This is a genomic window from Ruegeria sp. CDSA089, from assembly GCF_059612205.1.
Window position 1 is genome coordinate 1,076,281 of sequence record NZ_JBXWQD010000001.1, and the last position, 21,552, is coordinate 1,097,832.

Sequence of the window (21,552 nt, forward strand, 5' to 3'; positions counted from 1 at the left end):
AGCTAAATGGTAATGCTGCGCTACGCGGTGTATCGCTTTTTCACGATGCTGCTGACACTGCTTGTTGTGTCGGTTCTAATCTTCGTGATCATCAACCTGCCGCCTGGCGATTACCTCAGCAACCAAATCGCCGAGCTTCAGGCCTCAGGGCAATCCGCCGGTGTGGCCAAGGCCGAATTCTTGCGGACCGAATACGCGCTGGACCGTCCGATGTGGGAGCAATACCTGATCTGGATGGGCTTCTGGCCCGGCCCCCATGGGTTTGAGGGGCTGATTCAAGGCAATTACGGCTGGTCCTTTGAATTTGACCGCCCGGTGGCCGAGATTGTGGGCGACACACTGTGGCTGACCGTTGTGGTGAACCTTGCCGCAATCCTGTTTGTCTATGCGGTCGCTTTGCCGCTTGGTGTCCTTGCGGCGGCGCGGTCGCGGACGTGGATCGACTATACCTCGGCCTTTGTGGGCTATCTGGGTCTGGCCACGCCGAACTTCCTGCTGGCCCTGATCCTGTTCTACTACGGCCACCAATATTTCAACCTGCCCATCGGCGGGCTCATGGACCCGATTTACGAGGGTGAGCCAATGAGCTGGGACAAGATGAAATCCATCCTTCTCCACCTGATTGTGCCGACCTTTGTAATCGGCACCTCGGGCGCCTCGGCGATGATGCAACGGCTGCGCGCGAATATGTTGGACGAGCTGGGTAAACCCTATGTGGAAACCGCCATCGCAAAAGGCATGGCCCCGTCGCGGATGCTGACCAAATATCCGCTGCGCGTGGCCTTCAACCCCTTTGTCGCCGATATCGGCAACCTGCTGCCCTCAATGGTGTCGGGGTCGGTTCTGGTCTCGGTGGTGCTAGGGCTGCAAACCATCGGCCCGACCTTGCTGACCGCGCTGAAGACGCAGGATCAGTTCCTGTCTGCCTTCATCCTGATGTTCGTCGCACTGCTGACGCTGATCGGGACAATGATTTCGGACATCTTGCTGGTCATGTTGGACCCGCGAATTCGGTATGAGGGGCGTGAAGCATGACCAAACGCTCTGACGGTCGCTATGTCGACGATGCCCCCTTCGATCCAGACGCCGCCCTGCAACAGCTCGAGCGAGCTGATCTGGACGCCCCCAACTGGCTGCTGGTCTGGCGCAAATTCCGCACCCACAAACTGGGCTTGATCTCGGGTATCTTCTTGCTGCTGTGCTACCTGATGCTGCCCTTTGCCGGGTTCATTGCCCCCTATGGTGCGAATGAACGCAATGACGAGCATCTTTATGCCCCACCCCAAAGCGTCAACTGGTTCCACGAAGGCGAATTCGTCGGTCCGTTTGTCTACCCGACGGTGATCGAGGCCGACCTTGAGACCTTCCAGTGGAAAGCCGTGACCGACACCAGCGATCCGCGCCCGCTCCAATTCTTCTGTGAAGGGGCCGAGTACAAGCTGGCGGGGCTGATCAAGTCGGACACGCATTTGTTCTGTGCGCCCGAAGGGGCAACGCTGTTCCTGTGGGGGTCCGACCGTCTGGGTCGGGATGTCTTCAGCCGCATTCTTTATGGCGCGCAACTGTCGCTGACCGTGGGCCTGATCGGCATCTCGGTGTCGTTCTTCCTAGGCATCCTGTTCGGGTCGATGGCGGGTTATTTCGGCGGCAAGATCGACTGGGTCATCAACCGCGTCATCGAGATTCTACGCTCACTGCCCGAACTGCCATTATGGCTGGCCTTGTCTGCAGCGGTGCCCTCGAACTGGAGCCCAGTGGCAGTGTTCTTCATAATCTCGATCATCCTCGGGATACTCGACTGGCCCGGCCTTGCCCGATCTGTGCGCGCCAAGTTCCTGTCGTTGCGCGAGGAAGAATATGTGCGCGCAGCCGAAATGATGGGTGCAAGCTCGGGCCGTGTGATCCGCAAGCACCTGCTGCCGAACTTCATGTCCCACCTTATTGCCTCTGCCACTCTGTCGATCCCGGCGATGATCCTGGGGGAAACGGCGCTGTCTTTCCTAGGCCTCGGCCTGCGGGCTCCAGCGGTTAGTTGGGGCGTGATGCTGAATGACGCGCAGAACCTCGCTTCGATCGAGATCTACCCGTGGACGGCGATCCCGATGCTGCCGATCATCGTGGTTGTGCTGGCTTTCAACTTCCTTGGCGACGGGCTGCGTGACAGTCTCGACCCCTATCAGCAATGACACTGGTTTCGGCGCTTCCTGACTCGGAAAGCTATCGAGTAATCGGAAGCGGAGCGCGGCCCAGCGCCTTTGCCGTATCTGAACTGGCCACCGCCAGCTTTGCCGCGGTGGGGCAAGAGCTGGCGCGCTTGATGGTGTCCCTGAACCTGACGTCCAGCGCGCCCGACGTCACGGTTGATCACCGGCTGGCTTCACTGTGGTACGGGTTTTCCTTCAAGCCCGAAGGGTGGGAGATGCCGAGCCTCTGGGACGCCATCGCCGGGGATTATCAAGCTTCTGACGGGTGGATCAGGCTACATACCAACCTAGCGCGCCACCGACTGGCCGCATTGAAAGTGCTCAAGGTCGATGCGAACCGCGATGCTGTCGCTCAGGCCCTCAAGACATGGGCTGTCGCCGATCTGGAAACCGCCATCGTGGCCGAGGGCGGCGCCACCGCCGCAATGCGCAGCAGGGCCGAATGGCTGGAGCATCCCCAAGGCCGGGCGATGTCGCGTGATCCGTTGATCGGCTGGCACAACCCCCGCCAGATCATGCTGCGCGACCGTCCAGAGGCCACGGCCGAACGGCCGCTTCAGGGCCTGCGCGTTCTGGACCTGACCCGCGTTCTGGCAGGCCCCATTGCCACCCGCACTCTAGCCGGGGTCGGGGCCGAGGTTTTGCGTATTGATCCGCCCGGCTGGGACGAACCCGGCGTGATCCCGGATGTCTCGCTGGGCAAACACTGTGCCTATCTGGATCTAAAGTCGCCCGCCGGAATGGAGACATTACAGGAATTGCTGTCTCAGGCGGATGTGTTCGTGCATGGCTATCGCCCAGGCGCGCTGGATGCGCTGGGGTTGACGCAAGCGAAACGGGACGCGATTGCGCCCAACCGGGTCGAAGTCACGTTGAACGCCTATGGCTGGCAGGGGCCATGGGCGAACCGGCGCGGATTTGACAGCCTTGTGCAGATGAGCGCAGGTATCGCCGATACTGGCCGCATCTGGGCCAAGGCAGACAAGCCGACGCCCCTGCCAGTGCAGGCGCTGGACCACGCAACCGGCTATCTGATGGCCGCCGCCGTGCTGTCTGCTCTGGCCGAGGCCGCCCAAGGTAACTCAATCATGCAGGCCCGCTTGTCCCTTGCCCGAACTGCTGAATTGCTGGCCATTCTCAGCAAGTCCGAAACGTCTGAGGATATCGAAAATGCCAACCCGACCGACTATGCCCGCACGCCCGAGGAATCCGGCTCGGGTGTCGGTCATCGTCTAAAACCGGCCCTGAGGTTGAGCACAACGGACATGCACTGGCCTCTGCCTGCATCGAAACTGGGCACGTCCCAACCCGTCTGGCCAACGCTGAAGCCCTAGCGCATCCGCCGCGCGGTACGCGCGGCCCGGCCCAACGCTTTGGGTGGCGTTTCGTCAGGAACGCGGCCCAAAGGGGCGGGAGCACGTCCTATCTGTCATCCCCTCCGCCGGGGCCGATATCGTCCAGATAATCTTCGTCAATCGCGGCCTGCACCGCACCTGTCACCGCCTCGCGCTGTTTCGGCGTCAGGTCTTCGGGCGCTTTCTCATCGGCCAGACGCACCGTTACCTCGCGGTGCGCAAACCGGATACCTTCGCGGGCGAACAATTCGCGGATTTCCTGATAGACCTTTTTGCGCACCAACCACTGATCACCCGGCTTGGTCATGAACTTGACGCGGATGATCATCGCGGAATCCTGCATCTCGATCACACCCTGCGACTTGAGCGGCTGGATGAAATTGTCGCCGATGACCGGGTCGCTCAGCAATTGCTGCCCCAGCTTCTTGATCAGTTTGCGCACCTTCTCGACATCAGTGTCATAAGTTACGCGCAAGGGTAACTTCATGATCACCCAGTCACGGGAATAATTGGTCAGCACCTTGATCTCACCAAAAGGAATGGTGTTCAGCGCACCCAGATGATGACGCAGCTGGAACGACCGGACCGATATTTTCTCGACAGTGCCTTTCACATCACCAATGTCGATATATTCCCCTTTGCGGAACGCATCATCCATCAGGAAAAACGCCCCCGAGAAAATATCCCGCACCAGCGTCTGCGATCCAAACCCAACGGCCAGACCCACAACACCCGCGCCCGCAAACAGGGGGCTGACATTGATGCCCATTTCCATCAGCGCGATCAGCGCAATGGTTACGACAACCACCGCCAAGATCGCCCCCCGGAACAGCGGCAGCAGAGTGGCTAGACGGCTTTGCCCGCCTTCGCCACCTTCATCGCCCAGCTCGGCCTCGGCCCCGCCATCGTCAATCTCTTCAGCAATCTTGCTGTCAATCCAGATGCGGAAGAAATGGAACAGGACATAGCCAATGAAGATGATCACCATCACGTCCAGGAAACGCTCGATAGGCAGTTCCTCGCTCCAGCTGGCATCCGGGTTCCAGATGACGACCAGCGCGTAAAGCCCAACCACAAAGGCCAGAATACCAGCCACACGGCGCGCTAGATCCTCGTACGTCACGATGGAATGCGCGCGTTTTTCGGCCAGAGGGGTCTCGATTAACTCCTCCTCGGGCGCATCCGCGTCTTCGGCGTTCATCTCCTCCATCTGGCGGTTGCGGTCGAAATACCGCTCAAGCAGATAGTTCATCGCACCGTAAGCGATCACCACCGACATAAAGATGGCATAGCTACTGGCCACGATCGGGATCGAGTTCTGGTTTTCAAGCACCAGATCGACAGCCAGTTTGAACCAGCTGAACACGATATAGACGATCAGCGCAGGTGCCCAAGCCAGCGAGATGAAACGCAGGATCCACGACACTTGTTCCTTGGTACGTCCGCCCCGGATGGCATGGGAAATGGCACGCCCATTGAACGCGATCATCAGCAAATTGCCCAACGCACCCAACATGGTCAGGCCGCCATAGACCATGGCATAAACGTTATAGTTCAGCCCGAAATCCGCGACCCAGGTCGAAAACATCACGACCGAGATGTCATAGGTCGCAATCGCCGAAGCCCAGATATAAAGCCGTTTGGCGTCCCGGTCCGAAAACGGCGGCAGGCGGTACTGGCTAAGATAGGGCGACAGCACCATACGCCACAGATCGGACACCGTGCGCGACAGGAAGAAGGCCGCGAATATCGCCGTGACCGTGAACTGGATCGAGATATCCTTAGCCTCGCCGAAAAACAGGAACCCGACGATCAGGGCCATCAGCATGGCAAAGATTGTACCCCCGATCCCCATAAGGAAACGGAACACCAGAAACGGCATTTTTTCGCGGTAGCCCTGCGGATTTTCCTTGGATCGCGCGACCACGATTCCCTTGGCGATGCGCTTGCCGTAGATCTCGGTCGACAGCCACCGCCCCAGCAGCAGGAACAGGATATTCCAGAACAGCACCTCGACATAGGTCTGTATTCGGCCATCGGGGCTGGTTTGGCGCAGGACGTATTTCACCTCGAAAATCGAATAAGGCAGCGCCTCAAGCCGCGACTGCATCGACTCGCGGAATTTCGAAAACCGCTCCTGCGCTTTCATCAATTGCGACCCATCGGCCATCGGGTCGCCTGCGGCGTCCTGATTGGCCTGTGCCGGTGCACCCGACGATACGATTTTCCCCGCACTGTCGATGACGATAACGCTGGCACCAGCCTCGGTTGCTGAGCGGATCGCAGCAGCCAGACCCCCACCTTCCGAGGCCTCGTCGGTGCTGTCCGCACCCGTTGTGTAGCCGGGAATGAGCGATGTTTGCGCTTCAGCTCCGCCTGCAAAAGTCAACGCGATTGCCCAGGCCAACAGCGCAAAAACGGCAAATAATCTTGTTGTCATCGGGTCTTTCATCCACGTCCGCATTTGCCCCGCAGCCTATAGAAGCACAATCCCGTGTTCAAATGCTCAACTGATGTCGACCCCAGTTCGTCTTTCCACGTGTTCCCACCGCAATAGCGGTGACCGAAGTATTTCCATCGCGATGGAAAGTGAATAAGACCGGGCCGGACAACAATTGAGGTTTTCGACCCGGAACCTGATGTAGAGCAAAGCGACGTTGGGCCATTTCATTGCAACATGTAGCCAAATCGCAATGTTTGTCGGTTTTGACCCGCCGGAACCGCGTTTTTTGCAAGCCGACCGAAAACAAATACGATAGAAGTGCACCCGCGCGGACATGCACCAAGACACGGACACAGGCAAAAGTATGAGCCTTAAAAGAAAACAGAAAATAGCCGGACGTGCGCCCCGTATTCTGTTCTACAGCCACGACACCTTTGGTTTGGGTCATCTGCGCCGCTCGCGTGCTCTGGCCGCTGCAATGACACAGGCGGACCCTTCGGCCTCGGCACTGATCCTGACCGGCTCGCCCGTTGCCGGGCGGTTTACCTTTCCGCGTCGGGTGGATCACGTTCGTCTACCCGGTGTTACCAAACGCGCTGACGGGTCCTATGCCTCACAGACCATGGGCATGGGTATCGAAGAAGTGACCGAACTACGCTCGGGTTTAATCCGAACGTCAGTGCAGCAATTCGACCCGGATGTGCTTATCGTCGACAAGGAACCTACCGGCTTCCGGGGCGAGCTGCTGCCGACCCTTGACTGTCTGATGCAAAGCAGAAGAACCAAAATGGTCCTTGGATTGCGCGACGTTCTGGATGAGCCCGAGGTTCTGGCCGCTGAATGGGATCGTAAAGAGGCGGTCGCTGCAACCGAGGCCTATTATGACGAGATCTGGGTCTATGGGCTACGCTCGATCTACGACCCGACACGTGGCCTACCGCTGAGCCCCGAGGTGCAATCGCGCATCCATTGGACCGGCTATCTTCGCCGTGATCTTGGCCCCGTGGGCGAACCGCCCGAGCAGCCGTATATCCTGATCACCCCCGGAGGGGGCGGCGATGGCAAGGCGATGGTGAACCTTGTTCTGTCGGCATACGAAAAAGACCCCACCCTGTCGCCCCGCGCCGTGCTGGTCTATGGTCCGTTCCTGTCGGGCGAGTTGCGGGACGATTTCGAAACGCGCGTTGCGGCGTTGAACGGTCGCGTGACTGCTGTCGGTTTTGAATCCCAGATTGAAACCCTGTTTGCCGGGGCCGCCGGTGTCGTCTGCATGGGCGGCTACAACACGTTCTGCGAAGTGCTGTCCTTTGACAAACGCGCCGTCATTGTTCCTCGCACGACCCCGCGTCTGGAACAGTGGATTCGCGCCTCGCGCGCAGAAGAGCTGGGGCTGGTGCGGATGCTGGACGAAAGCCGCGATGGCCTGACTCCCGAGGCAATGATTGCAGCCATTCGCGCCCTGCCCGATCAGCCCCTGCCGTCCCAAGCCATTGGCGACGGGCTGTTGGACGGGCTGGACTATGTCACGGACCGCGTTGACGCCCTGCTGAACGGAGAACAGGAACGGGCTATCGGATGACATCTGCGCCTCCTAATCTGGCGGTGCTGGTCAAAGGGTGGCCGCGCCTGTCGGAAACGTTCATCGCTCAGGAACTGGTTGCATTGCAGGATGCGGGCCATCGGTTCGACATCTGGTCACTACGCCATCCCACCGACGTCAAACGCCATCCGCTGCATGACCGGTTCAAGGGTCAGGTGCATTACCTGCCCGAGTATCTGTATCAGGAACCCCAACGCGTCTGGGCCGCGCGCCGTGCCGCGCAGGCCCTGCCCGGTTATGCCGAGGCCTACCGGATCTGGCGTGCAGATCTGCGCCGCGACCCGACTCACAACCGCATTCGCCGCTTTGGTCAGGCTTGCGTGCTTGCCGCTGAATTGCCGCAGGACACGCGGGTCATGTATGCGCATTTCATGCACACGCCGTCCTCGGTCGCGCGCTATGCCGCCATCATGCGCGGCCTGCCGTGGAGCTTCTCCGCCCACGCCAAGGATATCTGGACTTCTCCTGATTGGGAAAAAGCTGAAAAGCTTCAGGCCAGCACCCATGGTGCTGCCTTTGGTGCAACCTGCACAGCCATCGGCGCCGCACATCTGCGCGACCTGGCCGACGATCCCAAGCGGGTCGATCTGATCTATCACGGGCTGGACCTGAGTCGTTTTCCGGACCCGCCCGAGCGCACGCAGCGCGCGCCTGACGCGCCGTTTCACATGATCTCGGTCGGGCGGCTGGTCGAGAAAAAGGGCTTTGACCGCCTGATCGACGCCTTCGCGCTGTTGTCCGAGGCTCTTGACTGGCACTGGACGCATATCGGCGGCGGCACGCTGGCCGAAACGCTGGCCGGGCGTGCCGAAGATGCCGGGCTTGCAGCGCGGATCACCTGGAAAGGGGCCTGCGACCAGCCCGAAGTTATCGAAGCCATGCGCAAGGCCGATCTCTTCGTCCTGCCCAGCCGCATCGCCGCCGACGGCGACCGGGACGGCCTGCCCAATGTACTAATGGAGGCCGCCTCGCAAAAGCTGCCAATCCTATCCACACCGGTTTCGGCCATACCAGAATTTATCGACACCGGAATCCATGGCCTGTTATCCGAAGATGCGCCCGCCGCACTGGCCGCAGCGATCACCCGGATGGCGCAAGACCCTGCTGAGGCGATGCAGATGGCAAGAAACGCCTATGACCGCCTGATCGCCGAATTCCGTATGGATCCCGGCATTGCTTTGCTGTCCAAACGGCTAAGCACATTGGGGGCGGATCGGGGCTGATGGCACGCGTTGCGTTCTACACTCCGATGAAGTCCCCCGACAGTCCGGTGCCGTCCGGCGACCGGGAAATGGCGCGTAACCTTTTGGCAGCGATTGGTGCGCAGGGGGACGCGGTCAATCTGGTCTCGCATCTGCGCGTTTTCGACAAAACGGGCGACGCTCAGGTGCAGGATAAGCTGCGCACCGAGGCTGACGCCGAAGCCCAACGCCTGATCCATACGCTCGCCCCAGATACCGCCCTTTGGGTGACGTATCACAACTATTACAAGGCACCTGACTTGCTGGGCCCGCGAGTCAGCCGGGCGCGGAAAATCCCCTATGTGCAACTGGAAAGCACGCGCGCGACCAGCCGTCTAACCGGCCCCTGGGCCGGGTTCGCCCAAGCCGCCCATGAGGCCTGCGATGCGGCGCAGGTGATCTTCTACCACACGGCCAACGATCTGATCACACTGGAACGTGAAAGATACGGGTCACAGCAGCTGATCGAATTGCCGCCCTTCCTGCCTCGCGCGGACCTTCCGGGTGCGGCGGCTTGTGAAGGCCCCATGCTGGTCGTCGGGATGATGCGGCACGGGGACAAGCTAGCCTCGTACCAGATTCTGGCACAGGCTCTGGCGTTGCTGGACGGCGCGTGGTCTCTGAATATCGCGGGCGATGGCCCGGCGCGGGCCGAGGTTGAGGCTCTGATGGCACCTTTTGGGGCGAAGGTTCGTTTTTTAGGCCAGTTGGACCGCGCCGATGTGCAGGCGCACTATCAAAAGGTGTCGCTGCTCGTCTGGCCCGGCGTAAACGAAGCCTACGGCATGGTTTATCTTGAGGCGCAATCAAGCGGCCTGCCGGTCGTAGCGCAAGACCGTCCGGGCGTGCGCGACGTTCTGGCCCCGTCGGACTACCCAAAGGTCGAGGACGGCCCGGCCGGGTTGGCGCACCGGTTGCAAACCCTGTTGGCCAATCCCTCACTGCGCCGAGATATTGGCGCTGCGGCCCAAGCGCATGTTGCCGCGCGCCATCTTCAACCCGCCGCCACCAAACGCTTCTGGCAAGCGGTGCGACCCCTGATCGGGGGGCAGAAATGACCCGGCTTGCCTTGCTCCGCCATGGTCATACGGCATGGAACCGCGCCGGGCGTATCCAAGGGCGCAGCGATATTCCATTGGATGACGCGGCCCGGTCCGAGCTTGCGACTTACGCATTGCCCGAGCCGTGGGATCAGGCGGCGCTCTGGTCCAGCCCCCTGAAACGCGCGCAGGAAACGGCGCGTCTGGTGGCCGGGCGCGCGCCCCTGACGGCAGAAGCGCTGACCGAGATGAATTGGGGCGATTGGGAAGGGTTGCGCGGTGTTGACTTACTGGCTGAGCCCGACTGTGGCTATCGTCATATCGAGGATTGGGGGTGGGATTTCCGCCCCCCAAACGGAGAAAGTCCGGCCGAAGTTCGCGACCGTCTGCGCCCATGGTTGAGTGGCCTGACAGGCGACACGGTTGCTGTCTGCCATATCGGCATCATGCGGGTCATTCTGGCGCAAGCTTGGTCTTGGGAATTTGATGGACCCGCCCCTTTCAAAATCAAACGGAACCGGCTTTATATCATTGACATGAAGACCATGCGCGCCCAGACCGAACCTCTCCGCCTGATCAAAAGGGATGGCGCGGCATGAAGGTGATGATCGTCGTCACTCATCTGTTGGGCACGGGGCACCTGAGCCGCGCGCTGACATTGGGGCGCGCGTTTGTGCAAGACGGCCATCAGGTTCTGGTGGTAACGGGCGGAATGCCTGCGCCGCAGCTGAATGTGACGGGCATGACCTTGCTGGGTCTGCCGCCGCTGCGCTCGGACGGAACAGATTTCACCCGGCTGCTGACCCAGACCGACGAAGTTGCCGATGTAGCATATCTGGCCGGGCGGCAGGCAGCTCTGGTTGAGGCGGTGCGCAGTTTTGCCCCTGATGTGCTGATAACCGAACTATTTCCGTTTGGCCGACGGTCCCTGAGCGCTGAGTTCATCGCCTTGCTCAAGGCCGCCTCTGCACTGCCCAAACGACCGGTGATTTTGGGCTCGATCCGGGACATCCTTGCGCCGCCCTCAAAACCAAGCAAAGCCACGCGCGCAGAAGAGATCGTGCGGACCACATACGATGGGGTTCTGGTGCATTCTGACCCGCAGATGGTTTCGCTGGACGTAAGCTGGCCAGTGTCAGAGCGGTTGCGCCCAAGGCTGTACTACACCGGGTTTGTCGCCCCGGAGGCGGCCCCTCCACACCCCGACGCGTTGGGGCAAGGTGAGGTTCTGGTCAGCGCGGGCGGAGGCTCGGTCGGGCAGCCGATCTTTCGCGCGGCCATCGAGGCCGCCCAAAAGATGACCAACATGCGCTGGCGCCTGCTGGTTGGGGGGCAGGACGCTCAGGTGCGCATTGCTCAACTGTCGGATTTGGTGGGCATCGCCAATATCACCGTGGAACCTGTGCGACCCGATTTTCGCCAGATGCTGCGCCACGCCGCAGCCTCGGTCAGCATGTGCGGCTACAATACAGCACTTGATATTCTTCAGGCCGCGACACCTGCGGTCTTTGTCCCGTTCGATGACGGCAATGAGGTCGAACAGACCTTGCGCGCCCAAAGCCTATCGGATCAGCCGGGGGTCGCATTGGTTGCCAGCCACGATCTGAGCGGTGCATCCCTTGCACAGGCTGTAGACCGCGTTCTGAACGCACCCGCGCGGCCCGTTCCCGACCACGGATTTGACGGCGCGGCCAAATCTGTCGAGATCGCCAAGGCTCTGCTGGAGCGTCGGGGATGAAGGTCGATTGGCACTCTCTGGAAGCAGAACTGGCACTGTGGCGGCAAGAGGGATTGTCACTGCCGCTTTGGTGGCGGGATGACGATGCGATCACCACAACCCCGCAATTGGAGCGTCTGACTCAGCTGTCCGACGCGCTTGGGCTGCCTGTTCATCTCGCCGTGATCCCACGGAATGCCGATCACGCTTTGGCCGACTATGTACAGGCACATTCAGCGCTGGTCCCAGTCGTCCACGGCTGGGCGCATCAGAACCATGCTCCGGCGGCCGAAAAGAAAGCCGAATTCCGGCTGCACCGACCCTTGCCCGAGATCATGAAAGACGCCAAAGCCGGGCTGGATAGGTTGACCACCCTGTTTGGGCACCGGCTACGGCCGCTATTCGTGCCCCCGTGGAACCGTATCGCGCCCGAAGTAGTGCAGAACTTGCCGACGCTGGGTTTCACAACACTTTCGACCGCGACACCGCGCAAAATCGCGCAAACCGCACCGGGGCTGGATCAGGTGAACACCCATCTAGACCCGATTGACTGGCCCGGCACGCGCGGGCTGATCGCGCCGGATCAGCTTGTCGTCCAGACCGTCGATCTGCTTCGCGACAGGCGTTTGGGACGCGCGGACAACGCCGAACCCTTCGGCTACCTGACCCATCATCTGGTTCATGATGACGACATCTGGACCTTCACCCATGACTTCTTGCGGCGGCTTCTGGATGGGCCCACGACCCTCTGGACTGCCCCCGAGACCTTACGGAGACCTCAATGAGCCGATTGGATTCCATGCTGCGCCGCCTGACTGCCCAGCGCGACGGGCTGAACTGGGCGGTCGCGCAGATAGCGGACCACCCCGGAGACGTTCTGGACATGGGTCTTGGTAATGGCCGGACCTATGACCACCTGCGCGAAATCCTACCCGACCGGCGCATCTGGGTGATGGACCGGGTGCTGCAATGCCACCCCTCCAGCACCCCCCCTGCCGAGGATTTCCTGCAAGGCGAAGCTGAACCCATGCTGGAAAAACTGGCCCAAGGCGGGCCGAAGATCGCCATGGCACACTACGATTTCGGGCGCGGCATCAAGGCCGATGACGTGGCCGAAGCCGCCCGCCTCAGTCCCTTGATCGCGCAGGTCATGTTGCCCGGAGGGCTGCTGATCTCGGGGCAACCACTGGTAGGTTTTGACCAAATCACCGGGCCCGAAACCATCGCGCCAGACCGCTACCTGTTCTATCGCGCCTGATCAGACTGATCTGACGCACCAATCAGGCCACACGCCGTCCCCGCGACCAAACACCGTTCAACGCAGGAGCACCCTCGCGCAGACGGAACCGAATGACATCGGCGCGGGCACCTTCACGCAGCTCACCGCGATCCTGTAGACCCACAGCTTGTGCAGGTGTTTGCGTCACAGTGCGCAGACCACGCGCCATATTGCCCCACATATCGCCCAGGCGGGTTGCCGACAGCAGCAGCGCGGCGGGCACATAGTCTGACGACAAAATATCCAGATGGCCCAGATCAGCCAGTTCCTGCGCCGCGACATTGCCGGAATGAGACCCACCCCGGATCACATTGGGCGCCCCCATCATAACCTTGATTCCGTGATCGTGGCAGGCCCGGGCGGCCTCGACCGTGGTAGGGAATTCGGCCAGCGTGATGCCATGCCCCGCCGAAACGGCCACCTGATCCTGCGTCGTGTCATCGTGGCTGGCCAGCATCGCCCCGAACCGTTTGGCGGCCTTGACCGTCTCGACCTCGTGCTGATCGCCGAACCGATCGCGCAACGCCTTCAGTTGTGCCACGTGCTGCAGGAAGTCATCATCGTTCATGCCATGCTTGCCCTTCATGTAGGCCTCAAGCTGGGTCATATCGCGGAACTGCCTCTGGCCGGGCGTGTGATCCATCAGCGACACCAAACCGACGCGATCCTCGGGGCCGAACTCGTCCAGCTCGGCCACGAGGGTTTCCGAGCAGACCTCGGCCCGCAGGTGTAGAAAATGGCTGATCTTCAGCGCATCCTGTTCGCGCAGATCCCACAGTTCGCGCGACAGCTCGCGGGCGTATTTCTTGTAGCGGTTGCCCGATGGGATCGAACCGATGCGCATGGCGTCGAACACAGTGGTGATCCCGGTGCTGGCCAGTTCCGCATCGTGCGCCAAAATCGCCGCCGCATGGGGCCAATCGACTTTGGGGCGCGGCTGGATGTGGCGTTCCAGATTGTCCGTGTGCAGTTCGACCAGACCGGGGCAGACATAGTCGCCGCCGCAATCCACTGCGCCGGGCGGCACGGTGCTGCCCGTGGCGATCTCGGCGATGGTTTCACCGGTGACGCGGATGCTGCCTGTGACCGTCTCATCGGGCAGAACCAGCGTGGCATTGGCAAGGATCATTTCTTCTGTCATCTGAACTTCACACGGTCTGAGCTATTGGGTAGGACACGGATAGGAGGCCAATGTGACATTCACGCGATACGCGATCTATTTTGCGCCACCCGAGGGGGCCGAGTGGACCCGGTTTGGCACAAGTTGGCTGGGCTGGGACGTTGAGACCGGCGCGACGGTCGCGCACCCCGATATCCCAGATGTTGACGTGGCTGCCGTCACGCAGGTGCCGCGCAAATACGGGCTGCACGCGACGATGAAGCCGCCGTTCCGGCTGCGCGACGGGCAATCCGTTCAAGCGCTGCGCGAGGCTTGCGCGCAGATGGCTGCTGCGCAGGCTCCGGTCACGTTGGAGGGGCTTGAGATCGCACGACTGGGTCGGTTCCTGGCCCTGCGCCCCAAAGGTGACGGGGCCGCGCTGAACGCGCTGGCCGCCGCCTGCGTGCGTGATCTGGACAGCTTCCGCGCGCCCGCATCCGAGGCCGAATTGCAGCGTCGTCGCGGCACCGGGCTGTCGCCCGTGCATGAGGCCAATCTGGTGCAATGGGGATACCCTTACGTAATGGATTCGTTCCGCTTTCACATCACCCTCAGCGGCAAGTTGGACAAACCTACGCTGGCCACCGTTCAGGATGCGCTGGACACGCGGCTTGCACCCCTGCTGCCCACACCGTTCCACATCACGGATCTGGCGCTGATGGGCGAGGCCGAGGACGGGCGGTTTCACCTGATCCATCGCTATGCCCTTTCCGGCTGAAGCTGGGTCAGGATGGCACTGACCGTCTGGTCCAGCGGACCGGAATTGTCGATCTGCACCACCCGGCGCAATCCATCGGGCAGCGTGATCTGCGCGCGTTCAAGCCGACGAGCCTGATCCGTCGCACTTTCGCGCCCACGCGCCGACAGGCGCTGCGCCAGCACCTGCGGGTCGGCAGTCAGCGAGATCACGACCAGATCACCAAACACCTCTTGCGCGCGCAAAAGCACGGATCGGGACAGGTTCACCAAAACTGCATCCGCCTGCCCCCGCAGCTGCTGGATGCTTTGGGGCACCCCATACAGCAACCCATGGGCCGGCCAGTGCAGGGCAAAGGCATCCTCATCCACCATCTGCTGAAATGTGCCTTCGGAGACTCGGTCGAAATCTTCGCCGTCCTCGCCCTCGGGGCGGGTGATCACCCGGCGCATCCGGTGAATACGTGCGGAGCGCGCCTCCAGCGCCTCGATCACGCTGTCCTTGCCAACGCCCGAGGGTCCGACGACCGCAATGACCGGTGCAAGGGTCATGCGGCCATCCCCGGTGTGAATTCCGAGACGTTGATCTCACGGTCGCACACCCGTTCACGCGCGCCGACATCGTGGAAAATGCCGATGATCGCCGCACCGCGCGCCTTCGCTTCTTCGATCAGGCTCAGCACGGTTTCACGGTTCTGCACGTCAAGCGAGGCGGTGGGCTCATCCAGCAGCATCGCCGGATAGTCGTGCGCAAAGCCCCGCGCGATGTTCACGCGCTGCTGCTCACCGCCCGAAAAGGTCGTGGGGCTAAGCGTCCAGAGGCGTTCAGGAATATTCAGCCGGGCCAGTAGCCCTGCCGCCTTGTCGAGCGCCGCCTGACGGTCGCATCCGACGGCCAGCAGAGGCTCGGCCACCACCTCAAGCGTCGGCACGCGCGGCACCACCCGCAGGAACTGGCTGACATAGCCCAGAGTGTCCCGCCGCAGGGCCAGAATCTCGCGCGGTTCAGCCTGCGCCACATCCACGCCGCCCACCATGACTTGCCCCGAGGCGGCCAGATAGTTGCCGTAGATCACCCGCATCAGGGTGGATTTGCCCGCCCCGGACGCTCCGGTCAAAGCCACGCATTCCCCGGGGGCCACGCTGAGTGTCGCGCCCTCCATCACAGGGATCACCGCGCTGCCCTGATTGTGCAGGGTAAAGCTTTTGCTGACGTTGTTCAGTTCAATCATCTCTCACACCTGCAACACGCTTGAGACCAGCAACTGCGTGTACGCATGTTGCGGATCGTCCAGCACCTGATCGGTCAGGCCGGATTCGACCACGTGACCGTCTTTCATCACCATCAGCCGATCCGCCAGCAGGCGCACCACGGCCAGATCATGCGTGACGATGATGGCGCTCAACCCCATCTCGCGCACCAACCCGCGCAGCAAATCCAGCAGACGCGCCTGAACCGAAACATCCAGCCCGCCCGTCGGTTCATCCATGAAAACCAGCCGAGGCCCGGTCACCAGATTGCGCGCGATCTGCAACCGCTGCTGCATCCCACCGGAAAAGGCGGTGGGGCGGTCATCGACGCGGTTCGCTTCGATCTCGACCCGGCCCAGCCAGTCGATGGCCTTGTCGCGGATGTCACCATAGTGACGGTCGCCCACGGCCATCAGACGCTCACCAATATTGCCGCCCGCGCTTACCGACATGCGCAACCCGTCGCGGGCGTGCTGGTGGACAAAGGCCCAATCGGTGCGGCCCAGCATCCGGCGCTCGGGTTCCGACATCGTCACCGTATCCACCGGCCCGTCGGTTCGTGTATCGAAAACAACCCGCCCCTCGTCCGGTTCCAGATGACCGGCCAGACAATTCAGCAACGTCGACTTGCCCGAGCCGCTTTCGCCCACAATTCCCATCACCTCACCGGGATAGAGATCAAAGCTGACGTCGGTACAGCCGATCCGGGTGCCATAGGTTTTTCGGATGTTCTGAACGCTTAACAGCGGGGTCATGGCTCTACCTCGGGTCATAGGCAAATTCGATCCGATTGCCGCCAGGCTCTTGGATCATGAAATGGATTTTTGGCCCAGCACCCGAAGGTTCGGGGGCAAATTCCACCTGAACGCCGGGCCAGTCTTTCACAGCGGCAAACACCACATCCAAAGACTCGCGCGACGGGATTTTGAACGCCACATGGTGCAACCCGACATTGGCATGACGATCGAAGCCGTGCTGATCTTCGCCCTTTTGCTGCCACAGCGTCAGAACCGCCGAGCCGTTGCTGATAAAGGCCGAGGGGTATTCGGGCCGTCCACCGACCACATCCCAGCCCAGCGCCTCGACAAAGAACGCCTTGGTCGCCTCAAGGTCCGAAACCGTCAGGCCCAGATGATCAATTCCCAGTACGTGTTCACGCATCATGCTGCATCCTCCTTGGCCAAACGCCCTTCGTGCCCCGCAGCGCGGCGTGAGCGGCAGTAATCGGTGTCGGAGCAGACAAACATTCGGTTGCCCGCATCATCCATGATCAACTCGTCCAGATAGCTGTCTTCGGCCCCGCACAGGTCGCAGGGATGGTCTGCCTTGGTCGCCTCGAACGGATAGTCCTCGAAGTCGAGGCTGACGACCTTGGTGTGCGGCGGCACCGCATAGATGCGCTGCTCGCGCCCCGCGCCGAACAGCTGGATCGCGTCCATTTCCAGCTTGGGGTTGTCGAATTTAGGGATCGGAGACGGATCCATCACATAGCGCCCGGACACTTTTACCGGATAGGCGTATGAGGTCGAAATTGCCCCGTGCTGACTAATATCTTCATACAGCTTCACATGCATCAGTCCGTATTCTTCAAGCGCGTGCATCTTGCGCGTTTCCGTCTCACGCGGTTCCAGAAAGCGCAGAGGCTCGGGGATCGGCACCTGATAGACCAGTATCTGATCCTCGGTCAGCTTGGCCTCGGGGATCCGGTGGCGGGTCTGGATGACAGTGGCCTTTTCGGTTTCTTCGGTGGTCGCGACCCCGGCGGTGTTCTCAAAGAACTTACGGATCGAGACCGCGTTAGTCGTGTCATCCGCGCCCTGATCAATCACCTTGAACGTATCATCCGGCGTCAGCGTCGCGGCCGAGACCTGCACCCCGCCGGTGCCCCAGCCATAAGGCATCGGCATCTCGCGGCTGGCAAAGGGCACCTGATATCCAGGTATCGCCAGTCCTTTGAGGATCGCCCGCCGGATCATCCGCTTGGTTTGCTCGTCGAGATAGGCGAAATTGTACTCACTCATAGTATTCCCCTCTCGGACAATTCAGTTTCCAGTGCTTCGGCGCCGACAAAATGAATAGCGTCCATTCCTACAGCACGCGCGCCTTCGACATTGTGCAAACCATCGTCGATGAACACGCAGTTTTGGGGCTGAACAGCGGCCCGTTCGCACAGAAGTCTAAAAATACGCGGATCAGGCTTCATGACGCCTTCCTGACCCGACACCACCAACGTGCCGAACACCTCACCCAACCGGGGATGCACTTTCAGACCCTCTGGCCAGGTTTCGGCCGACCAATTGGTAATAGCGTGGACGGGGGTTCCATTCGCCTTGAGGCGATCGAGGATATCCCAAGTGCCGTTAACCGCGTTCTGAACAGTAAGGGTATATCGCTCCACGTAGGAGGCGAACAGGTTCTGATCCTCCGGGTCCGCCAACTCTTTGGCCATATCGGCGAACCGCTCGCCGTTGTCTCCCCGTGCGTTTTTGGCTTTGAACCCGGTTCGTTCGATGAAAGCATGGGCAGCTTCATCCGATCCTAGATCATCGACCCATGCAAGATGGGGGTGCCAATCAACCAATACACCGCCGATATCGAATACAACGACCTTCATTCCGCAGCCTCCTTTGGGGTGATCCGTTCCTCGGCCTCGCGGCGTAGTTTTCGGACCAATTCCAGTTCGGACTGGAAATCCACGTAATGCGGCAGTTTGATATGTTCGAGGAAACCGGTGGCCTGAATGTTGTCGGCATGGCTTAGGACAAATTCCTCATCCTGCGCGGGCGCGCCCAGATTGTCTTCGCCCAACTCCTCCCACCGCAAGGCCCGGTCGACCAGAGCCATGGCAATGGATTTACGCTCGGACTGACCAAAGACCAAACCATAACCGCGGGTGAACTGAGGTGGTTCGGTTTTTGAGCCCTTGAATTGGTTAACTGTCTCGCATTCGGTCAACTCGACTTCACCGATTTCTATGGCAAAGTCCAACTCGGGAATGTCCATCTCGACTGCAACTTTGCCAATCCGCAGTTCGCCCACGAAAGCATGGTTGCGGGCGTATCCGCGTTGGGTGGAATACGCCATGCCCAGTACAAACCCTTCATCCCCGCGGGTCAGGGATTGCAGACGCTGGGGACGGGTCGAGGGAAACTCCATCGGTTCACGTGTCAGGTCGCCCGGTGTCTCGTCGCTGGTAGGTTCATCCTGAATGATGTCCTCACCCTTGAGGAATTCGGTGATATGTGGCGTTGGCTCGGTGCGCGGCGCGGCTTCGGGCGCAATCGGGTCGCCGCCTTCTGCGGCCAGTTTGAAATTCAGCAAACGATGAGTGTAGTCGAAGGTCGGCCCCAGCACCTGCCCGCCAGGCGCATCCTTGAACGTGGCTGAAATGCGCCGGTCGCAGGCCATATTGCCTGTCGCAACCGGGTTGGTGTACCCAAAGCGCGGTAGCGTCGTGCGGTAGGCGCGGATCAGGAAAATCGCCTCGATCAGATCTCCGCGCGCCTGTTTGATCGCCAGTGCAGCAAGATCAGGGTCATACAGCGACCCTTCGGCCATCACCCGGTTCACCGCAAGGCTTAGCTGTTCGCGGATTTGGGCGATGCTCAGCTCGGCCACGTCCGGCGCGCCTCGGCGCTCTTCGGCCAGCCAGGCATGGGCGTTCTCGATCGCCTTCTCACCCCCTTTGACAGCGACATACATCGGTTACACCTCCGCGCTGATCTGGGTACTGCGCGGCAGGGCCGCCACGGTATCTCCAGATGTGAAAAAGAAATCGCAGCCCAGCGGATAAAGCGCCGCGTTGGCTTGCAGCGCCGGAATATCAGGCAGCGACAGTCGGGCCGTGCCCCGGATTCCCGGTCCTGACAACTGGGCCCCCTGCGCACCCAGACCATCACACTCCACAATCAGGGTGGCCGAGCGGTCGGGATATTCTGGCGTCCCTATGCGATACTGCCCGATCGGCAACAGCGCTTGCCAAGCACCGACCACAAAGTCGGCCTGCGCTGCATCCGTAAAGGGTGCGCCGGTGTGGAATGTCAGCCATTGCCGCACGGCATCCGTGTCTAACTCTCCGGCCAGACAAACCTTGGTGTCGGGGTCACACAATGTCAGCAGCAACGTGCCCGCCGCAACCGATAGCGGCGCAGGTGGCTGTGCCCCGGCCAGCGTTCTGATCTCACCCGGCCGCGCCATGACGGTCATCGCGGCGCGAAAGGCGTGAGACGACTGAACCGGAGCATTATCGAACCCACCCGAAAACTGAGCTTGTGCGGTCATCAATCCTCTCCTCGGACCAATGTGAAGAACTCAACCTTGGTGGCAGCAGCTTTGGCCGCGCGCCGGGTGTGGTCTGCCTGCACACGTTCTGACAAAGGGGCGATCACTTGGGCACGGACTTCATCCGCCGCAGCAGTTTGCATCAACGCGTCAATCAGCGCGGCAGCCTCAGATTTTGGCTTGGACCGGCCCTGGACATAGCCATGCCCGACCGTGCCATCCTCCAACACCACCGAACACCGGGTAACGGTCATTTCCCCCAAGTTGAATGGGGTGCCCGTAGCCCCCGCACGACCCCGCACCATAACGCCGCCGATTTCGGGGCGGCGCAGCCATTCAAAGCGCGGAGGCGTGGCATATTTCTGCCAAAGGGCCATCAATGCGTCTTCGGGCGCGCGGGCCAGAAGACCCATCCACGCCCGACGCGCTTCGGTGTTGATTTCTGACAATTCCGTCATCGGACCCTCTTGGATGGGTTGTCTATTTATACTATACAACTAGACAAATATTACACCTCAACGGTACCTTCCGCAATCCACCGGTGCATGAAGATTTGATGACATGAGTAAAACACCCATCTGGAAAAGCATCGCGTTGGCCCTGATCTCAGATATCGCCGAAGGCCGCTATGACACCGGCGACCGACTGCCGACCGAGGCGCAACTGGCCGCCAAGCATGGAGTGAACCGCCATACGGTGCGACGCGCTCTGGCAGACCTGACCGAGCAAGGGCTAGTTCACCCCCGGCGCGGAGCAGGCGTCTTTGTGGCAGCGCGACCCACCGACTATCCGATCGGAAAACGCGTCAGGTACCACCAAAGCATATCGGCCAGCGGAAAAATTCCGGGCAAGAAAATCCTGAGCCTGACAACGCGAACGTCCGATGCGGCCGAGGCCGAGGCTCTGGGCCTGACCCCCGGCGATCCGGTGCACGTCTATGACGGCTTGTCTTTAGCGGATGGTCAGCCGATCGCTCTGTTTCAAAGCGTCTTTCCGGCCAAGCGCCTGCCCAAAATACTGACAGCCTTGTCCGAGACGCAATCCGTGACCAAAGCATTGCAACGCTGTGGGATCGACGACTACACCCGCCACTCCACCCGCCTGACCGCACGCGCCGCGAGCGCAACCCAGGCTTTGCACCTGCGCTTGCCCGAGGGTGCCCCTGTCCTGCATTCGATCGGTATCAACATAGCGCCCGATGGCACACCCATCGAATATGGCCGCACCACATTTGCTGGCGAGCGCGTTACTCTGACACTTGGGGATGATTGAGCCCAAAATGCTCC

General features: G+C 60.9%; 23 protein-coding genes. 12 read left to right on the plus strand and 11 right to left on the minus strand.

What is annotated here, in order from left to right; genetic code table 11:
* Positions 1–6 precede the first annotated feature (6 nt).
* Genes AC2FJ6_RS05460 through AC2FJ6_RS05470 form a run of 3 tightly spaced genes read left to right on the plus strand, consistent with a single transcriptional unit; the run spans position 7 to position 3,538 of the window.
* The gene (locus AC2FJ6_RS05460; protein WP_170769881.1) at positions 7–1,035 is read left to right on the plus strand and encodes an ABC transporter permease; all 1,029 of its coding nucleotides are present in this window, start codon (positions 7–9) and stop codon (positions 1,033–1,035) included.
* Positions 1,032–2,186, plus strand: coding sequence for an ABC transporter permease (locus AC2FJ6_RS05465; RefSeq protein WP_170769880.1), 1,155 nt, complete (start codon positions 1,032–1,034; stop codon positions 2,184–2,186). The genes AC2FJ6_RS05460 and AC2FJ6_RS05465 overlap by 4 nt, the downstream gene beginning before the upstream one ends.
* Positions 2,183–3,538, plus strand: a complete 1,356-nt coding sequence (locus tag AC2FJ6_RS05470; RefSeq protein ID WP_170769879.1) for a CoA transferase — start codon at positions 2,183–2,185, stop codon at positions 3,536–3,538. The genes AC2FJ6_RS05465 and AC2FJ6_RS05470 overlap by 4 nt, the downstream gene beginning before the upstream one ends.
* 88 nt (positions 3,539–3,626) lie before the next feature.
* Here AC2FJ6_RS05470 and AC2FJ6_RS05475 read toward each other — a convergent pair whose 3' ends face one another.
* Positions 3,627–5,999 (minus strand): mechanosensitive ion channel domain-containing protein, encoded by a 2,373-nt coding sequence (locus AC2FJ6_RS05475; protein WP_496668569.1) that lies wholly within the window; start codon positions 5,997–5,999, stop codon positions 3,627–3,629.
* A gap of 367 nt (positions 6,000–6,366) precedes the next feature.
* On the opposite strand from AC2FJ6_RS05475, the gene AC2FJ6_RS05480 reads away from it, so the two are divergent.
* From AC2FJ6_RS05480 to AC2FJ6_RS05510, 7 genes are read left to right on the plus strand one after another with little or no spacing between them, the layout of a single operon-like run.
* Positions 6,367–7,581, plus strand: coding sequence for a glycosyltransferase family protein (locus AC2FJ6_RS05480; protein ID WP_170769877.1), 1,215 nt, complete (start codon positions 6,367–6,369; stop codon positions 7,579–7,581).
* Positions 7,578–8,825 (plus strand): glycosyltransferase, encoded by a 1,248-nt coding sequence (locus tag AC2FJ6_RS05485; protein ID WP_170769876.1) that lies wholly within the window; start codon positions 7,578–7,580, stop codon positions 8,823–8,825. The genes AC2FJ6_RS05480 and AC2FJ6_RS05485 overlap by 4 nt, the downstream gene beginning before the upstream one ends.
* On the plus strand, positions 8,825–9,901 hold the full coding sequence (locus AC2FJ6_RS05490; RefSeq protein WP_496668571.1) for a glycosyltransferase family 4 protein: 1,077 nt from the start codon (positions 8,825–8,827) through the stop codon (positions 9,899–9,901). Before AC2FJ6_RS05485 ends, AC2FJ6_RS05490 begins: the two co-directional genes overlap by 1 nt.
* Positions 9,898–10,482 (plus strand): histidine phosphatase family protein, encoded by a 585-nt coding sequence (locus AC2FJ6_RS05495; RefSeq protein WP_170769874.1) that lies wholly within the window; start codon positions 9,898–9,900, stop codon positions 10,480–10,482. The genes AC2FJ6_RS05490 and AC2FJ6_RS05495 overlap by 4 nt, the downstream gene beginning before the upstream one ends.
* On the plus strand, positions 10,479–11,621 hold the full coding sequence (locus AC2FJ6_RS05500; protein WP_496668573.1) for a glycosyltransferase family protein: 1,143 nt from the start codon (positions 10,479–10,481) through the stop codon (positions 11,619–11,621). The genes AC2FJ6_RS05495 and AC2FJ6_RS05500 overlap by 4 nt, the downstream gene beginning before the upstream one ends.
* Complete coding sequence (locus AC2FJ6_RS05505; RefSeq protein ID WP_480877630.1) at positions 11,618–12,385, plus strand: polysaccharide deacetylase family protein; 768 nt, start codon at positions 11,618–11,620, stop codon at positions 12,383–12,385. The genes AC2FJ6_RS05500 and AC2FJ6_RS05505 overlap by 4 nt, the downstream gene beginning before the upstream one ends.
* A complete protein-coding gene (locus AC2FJ6_RS05510) occupies positions 12,382–12,858 on the plus strand; it encodes a class I SAM-dependent methyltransferase (RefSeq protein ID WP_170782954.1) in 477 nt (158 codons plus the stop codon). Before AC2FJ6_RS05505 ends, AC2FJ6_RS05510 begins: the two co-directional genes overlap by 4 nt.
* 22 nt (positions 12,859–12,880) lie before the next feature.
* On the opposite strand, the gene AC2FJ6_RS05515 is transcribed toward AC2FJ6_RS05510, so the two are convergent.
* Positions 12,881–14,020: an alpha-D-ribose 1-methylphosphonate 5-triphosphate diphosphatase gene (locus AC2FJ6_RS05515; protein ID WP_170769870.1), complete on the minus strand. Its 1,140-nt coding sequence runs from the start codon at positions 14,018–14,020 to the stop codon at positions 12,881–12,883.
* A gap of 52 nt (positions 14,021–14,072) precedes the next feature.
* Between AC2FJ6_RS05515 and AC2FJ6_RS05520 the strand changes: the two genes are divergently transcribed.
* On the plus strand, positions 14,073–14,756 hold the full coding sequence (locus AC2FJ6_RS05520; protein ID WP_170769869.1) for a DUF1045 domain-containing protein: 684 nt from the start codon (positions 14,073–14,075) through the stop codon (positions 14,754–14,756).
* Here the strand turns inward: AC2FJ6_RS05520 and phnN are convergent.
* From phnN to phnG, 9 genes are read right to left on the minus strand one after another with little or no spacing between them, the layout of a single operon-like run.
* Positions 14,738–15,286, minus strand: a complete 549-nt coding sequence (gene phnN / locus AC2FJ6_RS05525; RefSeq protein ID WP_170769868.1) for a phosphonate metabolism protein/1,5-bisphosphokinase (PRPP-forming) PhnN — start codon at positions 15,284–15,286, stop codon at positions 14,738–14,740. The genes AC2FJ6_RS05520 and phnN overlap by 19 nt on opposite strands.
* Positions 15,283–15,966 (minus strand): phosphonate C-P lyase system protein PhnL, encoded by a 684-nt coding sequence (gene phnL / locus AC2FJ6_RS05530; RefSeq protein WP_170769867.1) that lies wholly within the window; start codon positions 15,964–15,966, stop codon positions 15,283–15,285. The genes phnN and phnL overlap by 4 nt, the downstream gene beginning before the upstream one ends.
* Positions 15,967–15,969: 3 nt before the next feature.
* Positions 15,970–16,740 carry a phosphonate C-P lyase system protein PhnK gene (gene phnK, locus AC2FJ6_RS05535; protein WP_496668575.1) on the minus strand — a complete coding sequence of 257 codons (771 nt, stop codon included), beginning with the start codon at positions 16,738–16,740 and terminating at the stop codon, positions 15,970–15,972.
* Positions 16,741–16,744: 4 nt separating this feature from the next.
* Positions 16,745–17,149, minus strand: coding sequence for a VOC family protein (locus tag AC2FJ6_RS05540; protein ID WP_214646777.1), 405 nt, complete (start codon positions 17,147–17,149; stop codon positions 16,745–16,747).
* Positions 17,146–18,006 (minus strand): alpha-D-ribose 1-methylphosphonate 5-phosphate C-P-lyase PhnJ, encoded by an 861-nt coding sequence (locus AC2FJ6_RS05545; RefSeq protein ID WP_496668577.1) that lies wholly within the window; start codon positions 18,004–18,006, stop codon positions 17,146–17,148. The genes AC2FJ6_RS05540 and AC2FJ6_RS05545 overlap by 4 nt, the downstream gene beginning before the upstream one ends.
* Entirely contained in the window at positions 18,003–18,599 is a 597-nt protein-coding gene (locus AC2FJ6_RS05550) for an HAD family hydrolase (protein WP_170769864.1), read from the minus strand. The genes AC2FJ6_RS05545 and AC2FJ6_RS05550 overlap by 4 nt, the downstream gene beginning before the upstream one ends.
* The gene (locus AC2FJ6_RS05555; protein WP_170769863.1) at positions 18,596–19,687 is read right to left on the minus strand and encodes a carbon-phosphorus lyase complex subunit; all 1,092 of its coding nucleotides are present in this window, start codon (positions 19,685–19,687) and stop codon (positions 18,596–18,598) included. The genes AC2FJ6_RS05550 and AC2FJ6_RS05555 overlap by 4 nt, the downstream gene beginning before the upstream one ends.
* Positions 19,688–19,690: 3 nt before the next feature.
* Entirely contained in the window at positions 19,691–20,266 is a 576-nt protein-coding gene (phnH, locus tag AC2FJ6_RS05560; RefSeq protein ID WP_170769862.1) for a phosphonate C-P lyase system protein PhnH, read from the minus strand.
* Positions 20,266–20,724, minus strand: coding sequence for a phosphonate C-P lyase system protein PhnG (gene phnG, locus AC2FJ6_RS05565; protein ID WP_170769861.1), 459 nt, complete (start codon positions 20,722–20,724; stop codon positions 20,266–20,268). Before phnG ends, phnH begins: the two co-directional genes overlap by 1 nt.
* Positions 20,725–20,827: 103 nt before the next feature.
* On the opposite strand from phnG, the gene phnF reads away from it, so the two are divergent.
* Positions 20,828–21,538: a phosphonate metabolism transcriptional regulator PhnF gene (phnF, locus tag AC2FJ6_RS05570; RefSeq protein WP_496668579.1), complete on the plus strand. Its 711-nt coding sequence runs from the start codon at positions 20,828–20,830 to the stop codon at positions 21,536–21,538.
* The last annotated feature ends 14 nt before the right edge of the window (positions 21,539–21,552 follow it).

Bases quoted from the DNA above. Each gene is read 5' to 3' on its own strand.
- AC2FJ6_RS05460 (WP_170769881.1), top strand. From the start codon at position 7: ATGGTAATGCTGCGCTACGCGGTGTATCGCTTTTTCACGATGCTGCTG.
- AC2FJ6_RS05465 (WP_170769880.1), top strand. From the start codon at position 1,032: ATGACCAAACGCTCTGACGGTCGCTATGTCGACGATGCCCCCTTCGAT.
- AC2FJ6_RS05470 (WP_170769879.1), top strand. From the start codon at position 2,183: ATGACACTGGTTTCGGCGCTTCCTGACTCGGAAAGCTATCGAGTAATC.
- AC2FJ6_RS05475 (WP_496668569.1), bottom strand. From the start codon at position 5,999: ATGACAACAAGATTATTTGCCGTTTTTGCGCTGTTGGCCTGGGCAATC.
- AC2FJ6_RS05480 (WP_170769877.1), top strand. From the start codon at position 6,367: ATGAGCCTTAAAAGAAAACAGAAAATAGCCGGACGTGCGCCCCGTATT.
- AC2FJ6_RS05485 (WP_170769876.1), top strand. From the start codon at position 7,578: ATGACATCTGCGCCTCCTAATCTGGCGGTGCTGGTCAAAGGGTGGCCG.
- AC2FJ6_RS05490 (WP_496668571.1), top strand. From the start codon at position 8,825: ATGGCACGCGTTGCGTTCTACACTCCGATGAAGTCCCCCGACAGTCCG.
- AC2FJ6_RS05495 (WP_170769874.1), top strand. From the start codon at position 9,898: ATGACCCGGCTTGCCTTGCTCCGCCATGGTCATACGGCATGGAACCGC.
- AC2FJ6_RS05500 (WP_496668573.1), top strand. From the start codon at position 10,479: ATGAAGGTGATGATCGTCGTCACTCATCTGTTGGGCACGGGGCACCTG.
- AC2FJ6_RS05505 (WP_480877630.1), top strand. From the start codon at position 11,618: ATGAAGGTCGATTGGCACTCTCTGGAAGCAGAACTGGCACTGTGGCGG.
- AC2FJ6_RS05510 (WP_170782954.1), top strand. From the start codon at position 12,382: ATGAGCCGATTGGATTCCATGCTGCGCCGCCTGACTGCCCAGCGCGAC.
- AC2FJ6_RS05515 (WP_170769870.1), bottom strand. From the start codon at position 14,020: ATGACAGAAGAAATGATCCTTGCCAATGCCACGCTGGTTCTGCCCGAT.
- phnN (WP_170769868.1), bottom strand. From the start codon at position 15,286: ATGACCCTTGCACCGGTCATTGCGGTCGTCGGACCCTCGGGCGTTGGC.
- phnL (WP_170769867.1), bottom strand. From the start codon at position 15,966: ATGATTGAACTGAACAACGTCAGCAAAAGCTTTACCCTGCACAATCAG.
- phnK (WP_496668575.1), bottom strand. From the start codon at position 16,740: ATGACCCCGCTGTTAAGCGTTCAGAACATCCGAAAAACCTATGGCACC.
- AC2FJ6_RS05540 (WP_214646777.1), bottom strand. From the start codon at position 17,149: ATGATGCGTGAACACGTACTGGGAATTGATCATCTGGGCCTGACGGTT.
- AC2FJ6_RS05545 (WP_496668577.1), bottom strand. From the start codon at position 18,006: ATGAGTGAGTACAATTTCGCCTATCTCGACGAGCAAACCAAGCGGATG.
- AC2FJ6_RS05550 (WP_170769864.1), bottom strand. From the start codon at position 18,599: ATGAAGGTCGTTGTATTCGATATCGGCGGTGTATTGGTTGATTGGCAC.
- AC2FJ6_RS05555 (WP_170769863.1), bottom strand. From the start codon at position 19,687: ATGTATGTCGCTGTCAAAGGGGGTGAGAAGGCGATCGAGAACGCCCAT.
- phnH (WP_170769862.1), bottom strand. From the start codon at position 20,266: ATGACCGCACAAGCTCAGTTTTCGGGTGGGTTCGATAATGCTCCGGTT.
- phnG (WP_170769861.1), bottom strand. From the start codon at position 20,724: ATGACGGAATTGTCAGAAATCAACACCGAAGCGCGTCGGGCGTGGATG.
- phnF (WP_496668579.1), top strand. From the start codon at position 20,828: ATGAGTAAAACACCCATCTGGAAAAGCATCGCGTTGGCCCTGATCTCA.